This window comes from Blautia sp. MSJ-36, assembly GCF_018917985.1.
GTDB lineage: Bacteria > Bacillota > Clostridia > Lachnospirales > Lachnospiraceae > Blautia_A.
Window position 1 is genome coordinate 1 of record NZ_JAHLPQ010000004.1, and the last position, 17,481, is coordinate 17,481.

Annotated in this window: 14 protein-coding genes, 2 tRNA genes and 1 rRNA gene; 3 read left to right on the plus strand and 14 right to left on the minus strand. The window is 46.5% G+C overall.

Annotation, left to right across the window (positions count from 1 at the left end):
* The 9 genes from KQI39_RS04315 to tsaE form a co-directional block, all read right to left on the minus strand.
* A 16S ribosomal RNA gene (locus KQI39_RS04315) occupies positions 1–382 on the minus strand; the annotation flags it as partial.
* A 315-nt stretch (positions 383–697) separates the two neighbouring features.
* Positions 698–786, minus strand: a tRNA-Ser gene (locus KQI39_RS04320).
* Between the two features lie 139 nt (positions 787–925).
* Positions 926–1,011: transfer RNA gene (locus KQI39_RS04325), tRNA-Ser, on the minus strand.
* A gap of 166 nt (positions 1,012–1,177) precedes the next feature.
* Positions 1,178–1,882 (minus strand): 2-C-methyl-D-erythritol 4-phosphate cytidylyltransferase, encoded by a 705-nt coding sequence (gene ispD / locus KQI39_RS04330; protein WP_118062666.1) that lies wholly within the window; start codon positions 1,880–1,882, stop codon positions 1,178–1,180.
* 21 nt (positions 1,883–1,903) lie between these two features.
* Entirely contained in the window at positions 1,904–2,923 is a 1,020-nt protein-coding gene (gene tsaD / locus KQI39_RS04335) for a tRNA (adenosine(37)-N6)-threonylcarbamoyltransferase complex transferase subunit TsaD (protein WP_118062667.1), read from the minus strand.
* A 5-nt stretch (positions 2,924–2,928) separates the two neighbouring features.
* On the minus strand, positions 2,929–3,840 hold the full coding sequence (locus KQI39_RS04340) for a ribonuclease Z (protein ID WP_148448369.1): 912 nt from the start codon (positions 3,838–3,840) through the stop codon (positions 2,929–2,931).
* On the minus strand, positions 3,834–4,280 hold the full coding sequence (rimI, locus tag KQI39_RS04345; protein WP_118062669.1) for a ribosomal protein S18-alanine N-acetyltransferase: 447 nt from the start codon (positions 4,278–4,280) through the stop codon (positions 3,834–3,836). The genes KQI39_RS04340 and rimI overlap by 7 nt, the downstream gene beginning before the upstream one ends.
* Entirely contained in the window at positions 4,277–5,002 is a 726-nt protein-coding gene (gene tsaB, locus KQI39_RS04350; RefSeq protein WP_216416850.1) for a tRNA (adenosine(37)-N6)-threonylcarbamoyltransferase complex dimerization subunit type 1 TsaB, read from the minus strand. Before tsaB ends, rimI begins: the two co-directional genes overlap by 4 nt.
* On the minus strand, positions 4,999–5,439 hold the full coding sequence (tsaE, locus tag KQI39_RS04355) for a tRNA (adenosine(37)-N6)-threonylcarbamoyltransferase complex ATPase subunit type 1 TsaE (RefSeq protein ID WP_173772429.1): 441 nt from the start codon (positions 5,437–5,439) through the stop codon (positions 4,999–5,001). The genes tsaB and tsaE overlap by 4 nt, the downstream gene beginning before the upstream one ends.
* Before the next feature lie 93 nt (positions 5,440–5,532).
* On the opposite strand from tsaE, the gene KQI39_RS04360 reads away from it, so the two are divergent.
* Positions 5,533–6,051 (plus strand): peptidylprolyl isomerase, encoded by a 519-nt coding sequence (locus KQI39_RS04360; RefSeq protein WP_148448377.1) that lies wholly within the window; start codon positions 5,533–5,535, stop codon positions 6,049–6,051.
* A gap of 107 nt (positions 6,052–6,158) precedes the next feature.
* Here the strand turns inward: KQI39_RS04360 and KQI39_RS04365 are convergent, their stop codons facing one another.
* Positions 6,159–6,815, minus strand: a complete 657-nt coding sequence (locus KQI39_RS04365; RefSeq protein ID WP_148448379.1) for a YigZ family protein — start codon at positions 6,813–6,815, stop codon at positions 6,159–6,161.
* 177 nt (positions 6,816–6,992) lie between these two features.
* Here KQI39_RS04365 and KQI39_RS04370 point away from each other — a divergent pair, with 177 nt between their 5' ends.
* Entirely contained in the window at positions 6,993–9,659 is a 2,667-nt protein-coding gene (locus KQI39_RS04370; RefSeq protein ID WP_216416851.1) for a transglycosylase domain-containing protein, read from the plus strand.
* A 78-nt stretch (positions 9,660–9,737) separates the two neighbouring features.
* On the opposite strand, the gene KQI39_RS04375 is transcribed toward KQI39_RS04370, so the two are convergent.
* The 4 genes from KQI39_RS04375 to ftsH form a co-directional block, all read right to left on the minus strand.
* On the minus strand, positions 9,738–10,673 hold the full coding sequence (locus KQI39_RS04375) for an ROK family glucokinase (protein WP_148448383.1): 936 nt from the start codon (positions 10,671–10,673) through the stop codon (positions 9,738–9,740).
* Between the two features lie 13 nt (positions 10,674–10,686).
* The gene (gene hprK, locus KQI39_RS04380) at positions 10,687–11,634 is read right to left on the minus strand and encodes an HPr(Ser) kinase/phosphatase (protein ID WP_148448385.1); all 948 of its coding nucleotides are present in this window, start codon (positions 11,632–11,634) and stop codon (positions 10,687–10,689) included.
* A 110-nt stretch (positions 11,635–11,744) separates the two neighbouring features.
* Positions 11,745–13,592: an excinuclease ABC subunit UvrC gene (gene uvrC / locus KQI39_RS04385; RefSeq protein WP_173763109.1), complete on the minus strand. Its 1,848-nt coding sequence runs from the start codon at positions 13,590–13,592 to the stop codon at positions 11,745–11,747.
* 72 nt (positions 13,593–13,664) lie between these two features.
* Positions 13,665–15,728, minus strand: coding sequence for an ATP-dependent zinc metalloprotease FtsH (ftsH, locus tag KQI39_RS04390; protein ID WP_173763110.1), 2,064 nt, complete (start codon positions 15,726–15,728; stop codon positions 13,665–13,667).
* Positions 15,729–15,903: 175 nt separating this feature from the next.
* Between ftsH and KQI39_RS04395 the strand changes: the two genes are divergently transcribed.
* On the plus strand, positions 15,904–17,388 hold the full coding sequence (locus tag KQI39_RS04395; RefSeq protein ID WP_216416854.1) for a DUF1846 domain-containing protein: 1,485 nt from the start codon (positions 15,904–15,906) through the stop codon (positions 17,386–17,388).
* Positions 17,389–17,481: the final 93 nt, after the last annotated feature.

Here is a 17,481-nt window from a genome sequence, read left to right on the forward strand (position 1 = left end):
CAATATTCCCCACTGCTGCCTCCCGTAGGAGTCTGGGCCGTGTCTCAGTCCCAATGTGGCCGTTCACCCTCTCAGGCCGGCTATGGATCGTCGCCTTGGTAGGCCGTTACCCCACCAACCAGCTAATCCAACGCGGGTCCATCTTATACCACCGGAGTTTTTCACACTGGACCATGCGGTCCTGTGCGCTTATGCGGTATTAGCAGTCATTTCTGACTGTTATCCCCCTGTACAAGGCAGGTTACCCACGCGTTACTCACCCGTCCGCCACTAGAAACCAGCTAAATCTGCCGAAGCTTCTTTAAAAGGTTTCCCGTTCGACTTGCATGTGTTAAGCACGCCGCCAGCGTTCATCCTGAGCCAGGATCAAACTCTCTGATAAAATGTGTTAGCAATTCAGCGATGCTCGCATCAACTTAATTGCGACTCACACTGATTAAGCCAAAGGCTTAAGAAGTGTTTGATTCATTTACTCAAGACAACCGTTTGGCTATCTCTCGTTTTTACTGCTTTTGGTTTGTTAAAACCGTTCTTTAAAATGTAAAGAAATTTTCGAGAATCGTATGTGTTTCACTGTTTAGTTATCAAGGTTTGTTTTGTTCTTTCGAACAGCTTGTTTATTTTATCTCATTCAAAACCGTTTGTCAAGAACTTTTTTAATTTTTTTCGAAGTTTTTAACTTCTCAAAAAATCAAAGCGGAGAAGGAGGGATTTGAACCCTCGCGCCGCGTTAACGACCTACTCCCTTTCCAGGGGAGCCCCTTCGGCCAGCTTGGGTACTTCTCCAAATTGCCCTACTTACTAAGTAGTTCTGATATTTATCTCTATCGCTCTCAGCGACAGGTGATATTATATCTCGTATCTTTTATGTTGTCAAGTACTTTTTTCAACTTTTTTCAAAAGTTTTTATTCTGTATTTGACTAGCGGAGAGAGTGGGATTCGAACCCACGCGCCCTTGCGGACAAACGGTTTTCAAGACCGCCTCGTTATGACCACTTCGATATCTCTCCATATGTTGTTTTTCAACATTTTTTGTGCTGTTTTGTCAGCGCATGTTGTATTCTATCATCAAATATCTTACCTGTCAATAACAAATTTGATATTTTTTTCAAAAAATTGGACATATAGCTTCAATTTCCGCTATATGCCCATATTTACAGGGATTTTTCCTCTGTTCTATTCTCTGTTTTCTCTCAAAAATGCCTCTGCAATGACAAGATCTTCCGGTGTTGTGATCTTGATATTACGATAGGAACCTTCCGAAAAGCGGATTTTCACCCCGGTCTCATGTTCTGCTACCATGGCATCATCTGTAATCCCGGTCATTTCTTTCTTAAGGATGCTGGTATATGCGTCGTAGATCAGCGGATACCGAAAGATCTGTGGAGTCTGAACGATCCATACACTGCTGCGATCCGGAGTTTCACTGACATTTCCCTCCACATCTGCAATCTTAACCGTGTCTTTGGAGGGCATACCTACAACACTGGCACCTGTCTGTGCTGCTGCCATAAGTCCTCTTTCAATGATCTCATGATCAATAAACGGTCTGGCACCATCATGGATCAGTACGTATTCCGTGTCTTTGCACGCACGAAGTCCTTCATAAACGGAATCGTACCGCTCTTTTCCGCCGGATACTACGGCAGAAACTTTTGTAAAACCGTATTTTTCCACGATTTCTTCTTTGCACCAGGAAACATACTCCTCCCCTGTCACCAGAATGATATTCCGGATCAGCGGACTTTCCTGAAAACATTGCAGAGAATAACAGAGCACCGGCATTCCATTAAGCTCCATAAACTGCTTCTGTATTTTGCTGTGCATACGCTTTCCCTGACCTGCTGCCAGGACAATGGCTGTATTTCTGCACTCTTCCATAATCAATTACCCCGGATTCTTTTATCTTTCGCCAAGTTTCAGGTTCGGAACTGCATTCAGGTCCCAGCTATGGCGTGTTCCCTTGATATATTCATAATAGGCAGCCACTCCGATCATTGCCGCATTATCCGTACAGAAAATCGGTGACGGACGGTAAAATTTGTATCCACGGTCTGTGCATGCCTTTTCCATGGCAGTGCGGAGCGCTCCATTGGAGGCAACACCTCCTGCAATAGCAATTTTTTTCATGCCAAAATCAGCTGCTGCCTGCATGGTATGTTCTACCAGCACATCAACAACCGCTTTCTGGAAGGATGCCGCGATATCCGCACGGTTTACTTCCTCGCCTTTCATTTTTGCACCGTTTAAGTAATTGAGAACTGCGGACTTCACGCCACTGAAGCTGAAATCATACGGATTTTCACCAATTTTTGCACGTGGAAACTCAATAGCATCCGGATTTCCTTCTTTTGCAAGCTTGTCGATCTTTGGGCCTCCCGGATATCCAAGACCGATGGCACGGGCAACTTTGTCAAAAGCTTCCCCTGCTGCATCATCTCTGGTACGTCCCAGGATCTCAAACTGGCCATAGTCTTTCACAATGACAAGATGGGTGTGTCCACCGGATACAATGGCACAGAGAAATGGCGGTTCCAGATCCGGATGCTCAATATAATTGGCGGAAACATGTCCTTCTATATGATGCACGCCTACCAGGGGCAGATTTCTTGCATAGGCAATGGCCTTGGCTTCTGCCACGCCTACAAGAAGCGCACCCACAAGCCCTGGTCCGTAAGTTACACCGATAGCATCAATATCATCCAGGGTAACATTTGCCTCGTCCAGCGCTTCCTGGATGACCTGGTTGATTCTTTCTATATGATTTCTGGAGGCGATTTCCGGTACAACACCTCCATACAGTTTATGGATCTCGATCTGTGAGGAAATCACGTTTGATAAGACAGTCCTTCCGTTTTTTACAACGGAGGCTGCTGTTTCATCACAGGAGCTCTCAATACCAAGAATTAATGTATCTTTCATTTTTTTCAGTCCTCTTCAAAATTCAGTTCCACACTTTTACCGTCTTTTCCCGGCCATGCCTTCGGAAAGATCTCACGGACTGTATCCATGTAATCATCCGGGCGTACCAGAGACGGGCTGTAATGGGTCAGCCACATTTCCCCTACTCCCGCATCCCGGGCAAGGGTAGCCGCTTCACGAAACGTCATGTGTTTGTAGCCTTTTGCCTTTTCGATCTTGTCATCTTCGCCGTACATTCCCTCGCAGATAAAAAGATCGGAGTCTTTTGCATTGCGTAAAATGGACTCAGTTGGTCTGGTATCTGTGGTGTAGGTAAGCTTGATCCCTTTTCTCGGCGGGCCAAGTACCATATCCGGTGTGTAGACCCTTCCTTCATTCTCCACGGTCTGGCCCTTCTGCAGCGGATTCCAGAATTTCAGTGGAATCTCATGCTCTCTGGCGCTGTCCGGAGAAAATTTCCCCTGGCGAAGGATCTCAAGGGTATACCCGTAGCATGTAACATTATGGTTTACCCGGAATGCGGTGATCCGGTAACCATTCAGTTCCAGAACCTCCTCCGGTTTCATGATCTCGATAAATTTAATTTCAAAAGGCAGTTCCGGTGCGATCACACGCAGTGCATTTACCACACGTTCCAGTCCTCTTGGGCCCACCAGTGTCAGCGGTTCCGTACGATCCGCATTTCCCATGGTCAGAAGAAGTCCCGGAAGTCCGCTGATATGATCCCCGTGATAATGGGTAAAGCAGATCACATCAATGGGCTTGAAACTCCAGCCTTTTTCTTTAATGGCCACCTGGGTACCTTCCCCGCAGTCGATCATCAGGCTGCTGCCGTTGTAGCGGGTCATCAGCGCGGTAAGCCATCTGCGTGGCAGCGGCATCATTCCTCCGCAGCCAAGTAAACAAACATCTAACATATTTTTCCTCCTGTGCGTGTCATAAGAACAGCATCCTCTGTGGGATCTGTATAATACGCCTTACGCAGTCCGTCTCTCACAAACCCCTGCCGCTCATAAAGCCGGATCGCCGTCTCATTTCCCGCACGGACTTCCAGATGGATCATGGTGATCCCCCGTTCTTCGGCCAGACGGATCATGCTCTCCATAAGGAAATTTCCGATTCCCTCTCTCTGGCGGTCCCTGCGGACGGCAACATTGGTCACATCCCCCTCGTCCAGTACAGTAAGAAGACCGCAATACCCCAGAATCCGGCCTTTTTCTTCCACAACAAGAAACATTGCATTCTCTTTCATAAGAAATGTCAGAAATCCCTCTTTTGTCCATGGGACAGAAAAAAGTTCCTCTTCGATCTCCATAACCTGATCCAGGTCATCCACCAGCATTTCTCTTAAGATCATGCGTTTTCCCCTTCTGATTCTTTTTTCAGTTTTTGGACACGTTCCCGCTCTGCCTGTGATACACGAAGATAGTCCGGTTTGTGCTCAGCTGCTGTCTCTGTTCTGCCTTCTTTATAATAAAGGACACCAAGTGCGCCTACCGCTCCGGCTCTCTGTCTGGAAAGATGGGCCGGTGCAAAAGAAAACGGTACCTCAAGCTTATCTGCAACGATATCTTTAAATACCGGAACACCGTCTCCCAGAAATGTTACGGATTCTCCCATTTCATTGAGCATGGAAAGAAGCTCCTCGATTCCCACTGCCATCTGATCTTTTACAGTCACAAGTCTGTGGTCTTCATAACGGTAGATTCCTGTATAAACCTGTTTTCTTCTGGCGTCCATGATGGGGCAGATCAGCCCATTTACATCATAGAGATTGTATGCCAGTGCTTCCACAGTGGGAATCCCAACCAGTGGTTTGTCAAGGGCAAGTCCCAGTCCCTTGGCTGTGGCAGAGCCGATGCGGAGTCCGGTAAAAGATCCCGGTCCTTTGGCTACCGCAATGGCGTCAATGGTCTTAAGATCCAGTTCTGTCATCTTCACGATCTCATCCAACATGGGAAGAAGGGTCTGTGAATGTGTTTTTTTATAATTAACCGTATATTCCGCTACCAGTGTATCATCCTCCACAACAGCTACAGATGCCACGATCCCGGAACTGTCCAGTGCCAAAACTCTCATTCTACCTCTTCCCCTCTCTCCTCAATGGTGATCTTTCTGTACTCAAAGCCTTTCTCAAGGTCTTTCTCAATGGTAACTTCGATTCTTTTTTCCGGGAGGATCTCCTCAATGAGTTCTGCCCATTCGATGAGGCAGATTCCCTGTCCGAAAAAATAATCATCGTATCCGATCTCTTCCATTTCTTCCAGATCCCCGATACGATATACATCAAAATGATAAAACGGCAGACGCCCGTCTTCATATTCCTGGATAATGGTAAACGTAGGGCTGTTTACAGGTTCTGTAATCCCAAGGCCTGCTGCCACGCCCTGTGTAAACACGGTTTTTCCAACTCCCAGGTCGCCTGTCAGTGTGTAGATCTGTCCCGGTTTCGCATTCATTCCGATCTTTCTTCCGACCTCGAATGTCTCCTCCGGATCATGCGTTTCTATGATCATATTTTCCACCTTTTTCTTGCACAATTATTCTTTGCATATTATAATAGAGCGAACAGCGAAATACAATACTTTTTGAAAAGGAGTGCGAAAACTATGGCAAATCCTATCGTTACCATCACAATGGATAATGGCGATGTAATGAAAGCGGAATTATATCCGGAAGTTGCCCCGAACACAGTAAATAACTTCATCAGCCTTGTAAAAAAAGGCTTTTATGACGGCCTGATCTTCCACCGTGTTATCAACGGTTTCATGATTCAGGGCGGATGCCCTGATGGAACCGGTATGGGCGGCCCAGGATACAGCATCAAGGGCGAGTTCTCCCAGAACCGTTTCAAAAATGACCTGAAACATACACCAGGTGTTCTCTCCATGGCAAGAGCCATGCATCCGAACTCTGCCGGAAGCCAGTTCTTCATCATGCATAAAGCTGCTCCGCATCTTGACGGAAGCTACGCTGCATTCGGCCAGATCATTGAGGGCATGGATGTTGTAAATGCTATCGCAGAGACAGACACAGACTACAGTGACCGTCCTCTTGACGAGCAGAAGATCAAATCCATGACTGTTGAAACCTTTGGTGTGGATTATCCGGAACCGGAGAAATGCTGATAGGCAGAATTTTCTGAAATAGAGAAATTATTTAAAAAGACATGAAAATGCCCCGTGAAAGGCAGACTGTAAATCAGTTATCTGCCGTTTCCGGGGTGTTTTTTGTTCTATTTCTCGAAGGTTTTCACCTCTCCGTTTACTTTTGCAAAATACAGCTCTGCATCTTTCTCAAGTCCGGCTCTTCCGTTGGTTCCCTCTGTGATGGCTTTTTTGACCTCTTCGATCTGGTCATCCGGCACAAGAAGCTTCAGAACAACCTTGTCGGTATACTCGGAATCCAGGATTGGCAGGCTTCTTTCTCCCGCGATATACTGGATCTTACCGATCCCTGTATAATCCGTTGTCACCTGAAGAGAAATCCCGTGATGTTTCTCAATTACAGTGCTGGCCGCAAGTCCGGCCTGGACTGCCCCTGAATATGCCCGCACAAGTCCGCCGGTTCCAAGAAGGACGCCGCCGAAATATCTGGTCACCACGATGGCCGCATTATAGATCCCGGCTCCCAGAAGCACATCCAGCATGGGCCTTCCTGCAGTTCCGGATGGTTCTCCGTCATCACTGCAGCGGGTGGCTTCCCGATTCATTCCTACCGAATATACATAGCAGTTATGACGGGCATCCCAGTATTTCTTTTTCATTTCTTCGATAAAGGCAAGGGCCTCTTCTTCGGTTTCCACAGGACGGACCGTTGCGATAAAACGGGATTTTTTTTCCACAAGTTCGCCCTCGCCGCCTTCGTATATGGTTTTATAATGTTCCAGCATGGTTTACGCCTCCGTTATCTATAACTGAAATCTGCCACCGGCAGAGTTTTCTTTATTGTATAATAATTATCTGCTTTGCACAATGTATAAGATATCACGAATTGTGAAATTTTTTTTAAGGGTTTATTTGGCATTCTATATTTGATATAATAGAACGGATTATAAAGGAGGAATATTATGAACTACGGAAAAAGATCCACTTCCAAGAAGCGGAATGCTCTGATCTCCCGTACTTCCATGCTGGAAAAAAGAGCACATGTTTCGTTTATCCGGGTTTTATTTACAGCTCTGATCGCAGTCTGCGTCATGGTTGTCTGCCTTGGTATCGGCTCCTTCCGGGGCGTGATCGCCGGAGCACCTGATGTCAACAATGTGGATATTTCACCTCTCGGATATGCAACCTTCCTGTATGATGACCAGGGAACACAGATCCGACAGCTTTCAGCCCCTACATCCAACCGTCTTCCGGTCTCCCTGGACCAGATCCCGGTCAGTCTGCAGCATGCAGTGGTAGCCATTGAGGATGAACGTTTTTATGAACATAACGGTATTGATGTCCGCGGTATTGCGCGTGCCGGAATGAAGGCAATTACCACCGGTAATTTTTCCGAGGGTGCCAGTACCATCACACAGCAGCTTCTGAAGAACAACGTTTTCACAGACTGGACCAATGAGTCCACACAGCTGGAACGTTTCACCCGTAAGTTTCAGGAACAGTACCTGGCTGTACAGGTTGAAAAGAAATACGATAAATCTGTAATTCTTGAAAATTACCTGAACACCATCAACCTTGGAGCAGGTTCCTACGGCGTACAGGCAGCTTCCAAGAAATATTTCAATAAAGATGTATGGGATCTGAATCTTTCTGAATGTGCAACCCTTGCAGGTATCACTCAGAACCCAACCAAATTCAATCCGATCACCAACCCGAAAGCCAACGCCAAAAGACGGAAAGAAGTTCTGGACCACATGCTGGATCAGAATTATATTTCCCAGGACGAATATAACAATGCCCTGAATGATGATGTTTACTCCCGTATTCAGGCTGCACAGCTTGAAAACACAGAAGAAGAAAGCACCGTCTACACCTATTTTGAGGACGAGGTCACCAACCAGGTAATCAGCGACCTTATGAATATCAAAGGTTACACAAAAACACAGGCTACTAATCTTCTTTACAGTGGCGGCCTGAAAATCATGACAACACTGGATTCCAACATTCAGCAGATTCTTGATGAAGAATATGCAAATCCGGATAACTATCCGGCTGATGTACAGTATGAACTGGATTACGCACTGACCGTTCAGGATGCAGATGGAAACCAGAAAAATTACAGCAAGGAAATGCTTCAGCTTTATTTCCGTGATCAGGATCCGGAATTTGACCTTCTCTTCGATTCTCCGGAAGAGGGCCAGCAGTATGTAGACCAGTACAAAGCCAGCATTCTTTCTGACGGAAGCACCGTTATTTCCGAGCGTGTAAACTTTGCACCTCAGCCGCAGTCTTCCATGACTGTTATTGACCAGCATACCGGTTATGTAAAAGCCCTGATCGGAGGCCGTGGTGAAAAAACAGCCAGCCTGACTCTGAATCGTGCCACGGATACAACCAGACAGCCTGGTTCTACCTTTAAAATTGTATCCACTTACGCTCCGGCTCTGAATGAAAAAGGTGATACACTGGCTACTACATTTATGGATGAGCCATATGAATATCCGGACGGTTCTCCGGTTAACAACGCCACACGAAGCTACGGCGGCGAGACCACCATCCGTAAGGCAATCCAGAATTCCATCAACGTTGTGGCAGTCAAATGTCTGGAACAGGTTACCCCGGCTCTTGGTCTTAAATATCTGGATGATTTCGGATTTACTACTCTGGCCCATGGAACTGAGGCAGATAAAGATGCCAACGGAAATGTATGGAGTGACGCTAACCTGGCAACTGCCCTCGGAGGTATTACCAAGGGTGTCAAAAATGTAGAACTCTGTGCCGCATACGCAGCAATTGCAAACAACGGCAATTATATCAAACCGATTTATTATACACAGATCCTTGATCATGATGGAAATGTTCTGATCGAGAATACTTCCGTTTCCAGATCTGTAATCAAAGACAGCACTGCCTACCTGCTTACAAGCGCCATGGAAGACGTTGTCAAAAAAGGTACCGGTACTGCCTGCCAGCTTGACAATATGACTGTTGCAGGAAAAACAGGTACAACCGAGGATTACAATGACCTGTGGTTCGTAGGCTATACCCCGTATTACACCTGTGCGGTATGGTCCGGTTACGACAACAACGAAAAAATCCCGGAAGATGCACGTAACTTCCATAAAAATCTCTGGAAAAAAGTAATGACACGTATCCATGAAGGCCTGGAAGATAAAGATTTTGAAATGCCTTCCAGCGTGGAAAAAGCAAGTGTCTGCTCTGAAACCGGACTTCTTCCACGTGCAGGCTGCCCGACTATCACCGAATATTTTGATATTTCCAGTCTTCCGACTGAATACTGCGATGAGCATTTTTATGGAAGCAGCTATGATTACGACGAAGACTATTATTATGAAAATACGGATTCCGATACCGACGCAATTCCAAGCGCATCTCCGGACAGTACGGATAGCACGAACGCCGATTCCAACGGTGATAATACCGACAGTTCTGATAACACCGGCGGCGACAACGGTGACGGCGATAACACCGGCGGAGATGACACCTCCGGGGATAATTCAGGTGATAATACAGGAAATGACACCGGAGATACTTCCGGCGGAGACACTTCCGGCGGAGACGATGGCGGAGACACTTCCGGCGAAGATCCTGTAGAATATTACAATTGATGATTTCATTTTAGGAATAAAAAAAGTGGGTTCCCGAAACAGGGAATCCACTTTTTTATATCTCTTCTGAACTTAAAATCAGAGAACCATCTTGGCTGCGCCGTAAATTCCGGCATCATTGCCAAGTGTTGCAATCACAATAGGAGTATCTTTACAGGATGAAAATGTATACTCTCTGTAGTACTTCTGAATGCAGTCAATCAGCGGCTGTCCTGCCTTGGAAACGCCTCCGCCGATTACGATTGTCTCAGGATCTGTCACACATGCAAACATTGCCAGTGAGCCGCCCAGCTGCTCGCCGACTTTCTCCATGGTTGCTACAGCTACCGGGTCATTTTCTTTAAATGCGTCCAGAACTGCTTTTGCGGAAATATTCTCCATATCTCTGAGAACACTGTTCTCACTGGATGCCGCAAGCTCTTTTTTTGCCATGCGGACAATTCCGGTTGCGGAAGCAAACTGCTCCAGGCATCCTTTGTTTCCACAGTTGCAGGACTCTGTCTCGTGATGATCCACATTGGCATGTCCGATTTCTCCACCTGCACCATGATGTCCGGTTACGATCTTGCCATCAACAATAATTCCACCGCCGACACCAGTTCCAAGTGTCACCATAATCACATCGGAGGAACCTGCTGCCGCGCCTTTCCATGCCTCACCAAGTGCTGCTACATTGGCATCGTTTCCGGCTTTTGCACGAAGGCCTGTCAGCTCTTCCATCTCACCTACAACGTTCTTATATCCCCAGTAAAGGTTTACTGCACGCGGCACTTCACCTTTTGAGTTTACCGGTCCCGGAACACCGATTCCAACGCCTTCTACATCATCTTTGGAAATGCCTTTTTCTTCGATCTTTGCTTTTACGGCTGCTGCCACATCCGGAAGGATCTGATCTCCGTTATTCTCCTTGCGGGTCGGAATCTCCCATTTCTCAACAAGAGTGCCATCTGTGCGGAAAAGTCCGCATTTTACAGTAGTTCCACCTACATCAATTCCAAAACAATATGTTCCCATTTCTTATCCTCCCTTACTCTTCGTCGTCTGAATTCTCTCTCTTCTTGGCAAGGTTCGCCTGAACACGTTTGTACAGTGCCTCTGCCGCATTGTATCCCATCTTCTTCTGTCTGTGGTTGACAGCTGCTGCCTCAACGATAATCGCCAGGTTACGTCCCGGACGGATCGGAAGGGAATGGCATACAACCTTGTTTCCAAGATACTCTGTATACTCTTCATGAAGTCCCAGACGGTCATATTCCTTATCTCTGTCCCACTCCTCAAGCTTGATAACAAGGTCGATCGACTGGGTATCCTTAACACTCTCTACACCGAACAGTGTTTTTACATCGATGATACCGATACCACGAAGCTCAATAAAATGACGTGTGATATCCGGCGCAGATCCTACCAGCGTTACATCGCTGACCTTACGGATCTCAACAACATCATCACTGACAAGACGGTGGCCACGTTTAATCAGCTCCAGAGCAGCCTCGCTCTTACCGATTCCACTCTCACCAGTGATCAGAATTCCCTCGCCGTAAACATCCACCAGTACACCATGAATAGAAATGCACGGTGCAAGCTGTACACCCAGCCAGCGTATGATCTCAGCCATAAAGCTGGAAGTTGTTCTTTCTGTCACGAATGTCGGAACATTATATTTAACAGCCAGATCAATCATGTCCTGAGACGGACGGGTCATGGTACTGAAAATAACACAGGGAATCTTACTGGAGATAAAACGCTCATATTTAAAACGTCTCTCTTCCTCATTGAGCTGCATCAGATACGTATACTCTACATATCCGATAATCTGTACCCGCTCATTTGCAAAATGCTCCAGATATCCGGTAAGCTGAAGCGCAGGTCTGTTGATCTCCGCAGTCTTGATCACGATGCCTGACAGGTCGATTTCCGGAGTCAGATTGTTAAGCTCCAGTTCCTGTACCATCTTTGTCAACTGTACACCCTTCATACTTTTGTCTCCTTTTCGCTGAAAGTTTGCATTCTCACTGCCGTTTTGCCGTGGCGTGAGACACCTTATCTTTAATTATACACAATCACAGTTGAAACTGCAATGCAGCATCAGGATTTATGGAAAAATTCATAAACCTGGCGGGCACTTCCCGCATTCATGCTCTCTGTCTGTGCCAGTTCTTCTTCTGAAGCGTCACGGATGTTTTCCACAGATTTGAATTTCCTGAGAAGCGCTTTCCTCCTGGTATCTCCGATTCCGGGGATATCATCCAGAATGGAATGTACCTGTTCCTTGCTTCTTAAAGAACGGTGGTACTCAATGGCAAAACGGTGCGCTTCATCCTGAATTCTGGTAATGAGCCGGAATCCCTCACTGGAAGTATCAATGGGAATTTCCACATTGTCAAAATACAGGCCTCTGGTTCTGTGGTGATCATCTTTCACCATACCACAGACCGGAATACTTATCCCCAGATTATTCAGCACTTTCAGTGCAATATTCACCTGGCCTCTTCCTCCATCCATCAGGATCAGATCCGGCAGCCTTGCAAAACTGTCAAATTCGCCGTTGCTTTCATGGGTAAATCTTCGGGTGAGCACTTCTTCCATGCTGGCATAATCATTTGGCCCCTGCACCCATTTGATCTTGAATTTACGATAATCACTGCGCTTTGGACGGCCTTTTTCATAAACTACCATAGAACCTACGGATTCAAAACCACTGATGTTGGAAATATCGTATGCCTCCATACGTACCACATTTTCAAGTCCCAGCCAGTCTTCCACCTCATGAACTGCACCGATGGTACGGCCTTCTTCTCTTTTAATCCGTTCTCTGTCCTTGGAGAGAACCATACGGGCATTTTCAAGGGCAAGTTCTACCAGTTTTTCCTTGGTTCCTTTTTTGGGAACACGGATATGCACTTTCTGCTTCCGCCTTGTTGTCAGCCACTCTTCGATAATATCCGCATCCTCGATTTCGCTCTGAAGCATAATCTCAGAGGGAATAAACGGAGTACCTGCATAAAACTGTTTCAGGAAACTGGAAAGAACCTGGGCCTTTGTATCGCCTTTTGCCACCCGGAGATAAAAATGATCTCTGCCAATCAGCTTGCCATCCCGGATAAAAAATACCTGCACAACAGCATCCTGATCACGGAGGTCTTCACTCTCATCCATGGCTACCGCAATGATATCCCTGTCTTCCTGTCCGTAGCCTGTGATCTTCTGGCGTTCCCCGATCTTCTCAATACTATGGATCAGATCCCGGTATTCCATGGCATCCTCATAGCGCATTTCCTCCGAAGCTTTCTGCATTTTGACCATCAGCTCATCAATAGTATCCTGAAAATCTCCATTCAGAAATTTGATCACTTTATTGATGTTTTTCCTGTATTCTTCCTGACTGATATATCCCTGGCAGGGTGCTTTGCACTGCTTCATATGATAATACAGACAGGGCCGGTCCTTCCCTGTATCTCTCGGAAGACTGCGATTACAGGAACGTACCTGATACAGTTTCCGCACCAGTTCAATCACGTCTTTCACTGCCCCGCCACTTGTATAAGGTCCGAAATATCTGGCCTTATCTTTTTTCATTCTTCTGGCAAAAAGTACTCTTGGATATGGTTCGTTGACAGTCACCTTGATAAACGGATAACTTTTGTCATCCTTGAGCATGGTGTTATATTTAGGACGGTGTTCCTTGATCAGATTGCACTCCAGAACAAGTGCCTCCAGTTCAGAGTCCGTAATAATGTACTCAAATCTGGTAATGTGTGTAACCATCCGCTCAATTTTGGCTCCTTTATTACGGCTGCTCTGAAAATACTGGCGCACACGGTTCTTCAGGCTGATGGCTTTTCCTACATAGATGATCTCATCTTTCTCGCCATGCATGATATAAACTCCCGGTTTTGCCGGAAGTTTCTTTAATTCTTCCTCAATTATGAACATACTTTATTCTCCTGTTTTACCATCACGGTAATAAGAAAACCGGGATTTCTCCCGGTTTTCCGATGATCTGTTTTATGCCTGTGATCCCGGCTTTTCTTCTGTTTCTGTATGAGTGGCATCTGCTGTCTGAACAGATTCTTCTGTTTCCACAAAGGTGGCCTCTTCCGGGCTATTTGTGATGTCCTGTTTATTGGACACTTCTTTTTCATCCTCAGAAAGTACCAGGTCATCCAGATTCTCCGGAATATCCAGTCCCTGCTGCACTGCACGGAGAATCTTCATAAATTCCTTACCGGTGATGGTTTCCTTACGAATAAGATATTCCGCAATTTTATCCATCTCCGCTCTGTGGCTTCCAAGAATCCTCTTAGCTTCCTCGTAGGAATGATGAAGCAGTTTCATAACCTCATGGTCAATCTCTGTTGCGGTATCATCGCCACAGTTTAAAACTGCTCTTCCGCTTAAGTACTGATTTTCCTGCGTTGCCAGTCCCATCAGTCCGAATTTCTCAGACATACCATACTGTGTGATCATGGCTCTGGCAACCTTGGTCGCCTGCTCAATATCATTGGCAGCGCCTGTGGTCACTGTATCAAATACAATTTCCTCTGCGGCACGTCCGCCAAGATAACCTACCAGCATCGCTTCCAGTTCTTTCTTGGTGTTGAGATATTTTTCTTCCTCAGGTACCTGCATAACGTAACCAAGTGCTCCCATGGTACGTGGTACGATGGTAATCTTCTGTACAGGTTCCGCATCTTTCTGAAGAGCATTTACCAGCGCATGGCCTACCTCATGGTAAGACACAATCCGGCGCTCCTGTTTGCTTAAAATGCGGTCTTTCTTTTCTTTACCAACAAGAACTACCTCAACGGACTCTTCCAGGTCTTTCTGGCATACGGCCTTACGGCCTTTCTTGACTGCAAGAATTGCTGCTTCATTGATCATATTGGCAAGATCCGATCCTACTGCACCGGAAGTCGCAAGGGCAATTGCCTCAAAATCAACCGTATCATCCAGAAGTACATTCTTGGCATGTACCTTCAGAATATCCACCCTTCCTTTAAGATCCGGACGGTCAACAATCACACGTCTGTCAAAACGTCCCGGACGGAGAAGGGCCGGATCAAGAACTTCCGGTCTGTTAGTTGCCGCAAGAATCAGAAGTCCTTTGGAAGTATCAAAACCATCCATCTCCGCAAGCAGCTGGTTCAGTGTCTGCTCACGTTCGTCATTTCCGCCGCCATAGCGGGAATCACGGCTTTTACCGATGGCATCGATCTCATCAATAAATACGATGCACGGTGCATTCTTCTTGGCTTCCTCAAAAAGATCGCGGACACGGGATGCTCCCACACCCACAAACATCTCCACAAACTCCGATCCGGAAAGGGAGAAGAACGGTACCTGAGCCTCACCGGCAACCGCCTTGGCAAGCAGTGTCTTACCGGTTCCTGGAGGTCCTACAAGAAGTGCGCCTTTTGGAAGTTTGGCTCCGATGGCTGTATATTTCTCAGGATTATGAAGAAAATCCACAACCTCCTGCAGTGATTCCTTGGCCTCATCCTGGCCTGCCACGTCTTTAAAAGTAACTCCTGTTTCTTTCTGAACATAGGCCTTGGCCTTGCTCTTGCCTACACCCATGCCCATGATTCCGCCGCCTTTGTTCATACGGCGCATGGAGAACATCAGAAGGCCAAACAGCAGCAGGGTTGGAAGAACCACGCTTAAGATCATGGCAACAAACTCGCCAAACACATCGGGCGGATCGGTCTCAAACTTGATTCCCTTACCTTCCAGTCTTTTGGTCAGTGCTGTGCTGTCCTCGGTCTTCGTAGTATAATAGCTTTCATCCTCGTACTTGGAGTTCTGCTTCTTAGGTACGATCGTCAGTGTGCTGGACTGGATCGTTACTTCCTTAACCTGGTCCTTATCCACCATATCGATAAATTTATCATAGGAGATCTCACTGCTGTTATCTTTCAGCATGTTGGTAAACAATGCAAAACACACCAGTGTGACCAGGAGGCATATCAGAAAAGCCAGAATCGACTGATGATTTTTACCTGAACCCTGTTTGGGATCTTTGTTATCAGGTTGCTTTCCGTCCTGATCATTTTTCAGTTGATTATTCATTTTTTTCCTCCTCTTGTCATTTCTTTATTATAAAGAGAAAAACCGTATAAATCAACCGTGAGATTGTAAAAATACCTGTGAAAAAACACCTCATAGGATATTGCCAGTGAACATTAAATTGTAGTATACTGTTCCCAGTAATTTGGAAAATTAAAGAGGAGAGGAAATCAGACAAATGAAAATAGGTTTTGATAATGAAAAATATCTGAAAATGCAGTCAGAACATATCCGTGAAAGAATCGGTCAGTTCGGCAACAAACTTTATCTTGAATTCGGCGGCAAACTGTTTGACGACTACCATGCATCCCGTGTTCTTCCGGGTTTTGAACCGGACAGCAAGCTCCGCATGCTGATGCAGCTTTCTGATCAGGCAGAGATCGTTATTGTTATCAGTGCCAATGACATTGACAAGAATAAAGTACGCGGCGACCTTGGCATTACCTATGACGAAGACGTGCTCCGTCTTATGGATGAGTTTACAAGCCGTGGCCTGTATGTAGGAAGCGTATGCATCACACAGTACTCCGGCCAGGAAAGCGCCGATCTCTTCAAGAAACGTCTGGAGAAACTGGGTATCCGTGTTTACAAGCTTTACCTGATCCCCGGATATCCAAGCAACACCTCTCTGATCGTAAGTGATGAGGGCTATGGAAAGAATGACTATATTGAAACCACAAGACCTCTGGTTGTGATCACAGCCCCGGGACCTGGAAGCGGAAAGATGGCAACCTGCCTTTCCCAGCTCTATCACGAATACAAACGTGGCGTAAAAGCCGGATATGCGAAATTCGAGACTTTCCCGATCTGGAATCTTCCTCTGAAACATCCGGTAAACCTTGCCTATGAAGCTGCCACTGCAGATCTGAATGACGTCAACATGATCGACCCGTTCCATCTGGAAGCTTACGGCAAAACTACCGTCAACTACAACCGTGACGTAGAAGTTTTCCCTGTTGTACAGGCTATGTTCGAGAAGATCATGGGCAGCTGCCCTTACAAATCTCCGACAGATATGGGCGTTAATATGGCCGGTAACTGCATCGTTGACGATGAAGTATGCCAGGAAGCTTCCCGCCAGGAGATCATTCGCCGTTATTACAAGAGCATGGACGCCTTGGTTTCCGGATCCGGCACAGAGAATGAAGTACGTAAAATCGAGCTTCTCCTCCAGCAGGCTCACGCAGAGATCACTGACCGAAAAGTTGTACCTGCTGCCCTTGAAAAAGAGAAAGCAACCAACGGCCCTGCTGCAGCTATGGAACTTCCGGATGGCAGAATCGTATGCGGAAAAACTTCCGATCTTCTCGGCGCATCCGCAGCGCTCCTTCTGAACGCACTGAAAGAGCTGGCAGGAGTTGACCATGAGCAGCATGTGATCTCTCCGGATGCCATCCATCCGATTCAGCAGCTGAAAACCAAATATCTTGGAAGCAAGAACCCACGTCTTCACATTGACGAGATCCTGATTGCCCTGTCCATGAGTGCCGCAACCAGCGACGCCGCACGCCTTGCCCTGGAGCAGATCCCAAATCTCCGTGGCTGCCAGGCCCATACTTCCGTAATGCTTTCCGATGTGGATGTGATCAGCTTCCGTAAGCTTGGTGTTGAGCTTACCTGCGAAGCCAAGAAGGAACAGAAGAAAAACTATCAGAAAGACTGATTCTCTGATAACAAAATAACATAAGAAAAATCCCTCTTAACGTTTCCGCATTCTGGATTCGTCGAGAGGGATTTTTTAAGGGAAAATATAAAC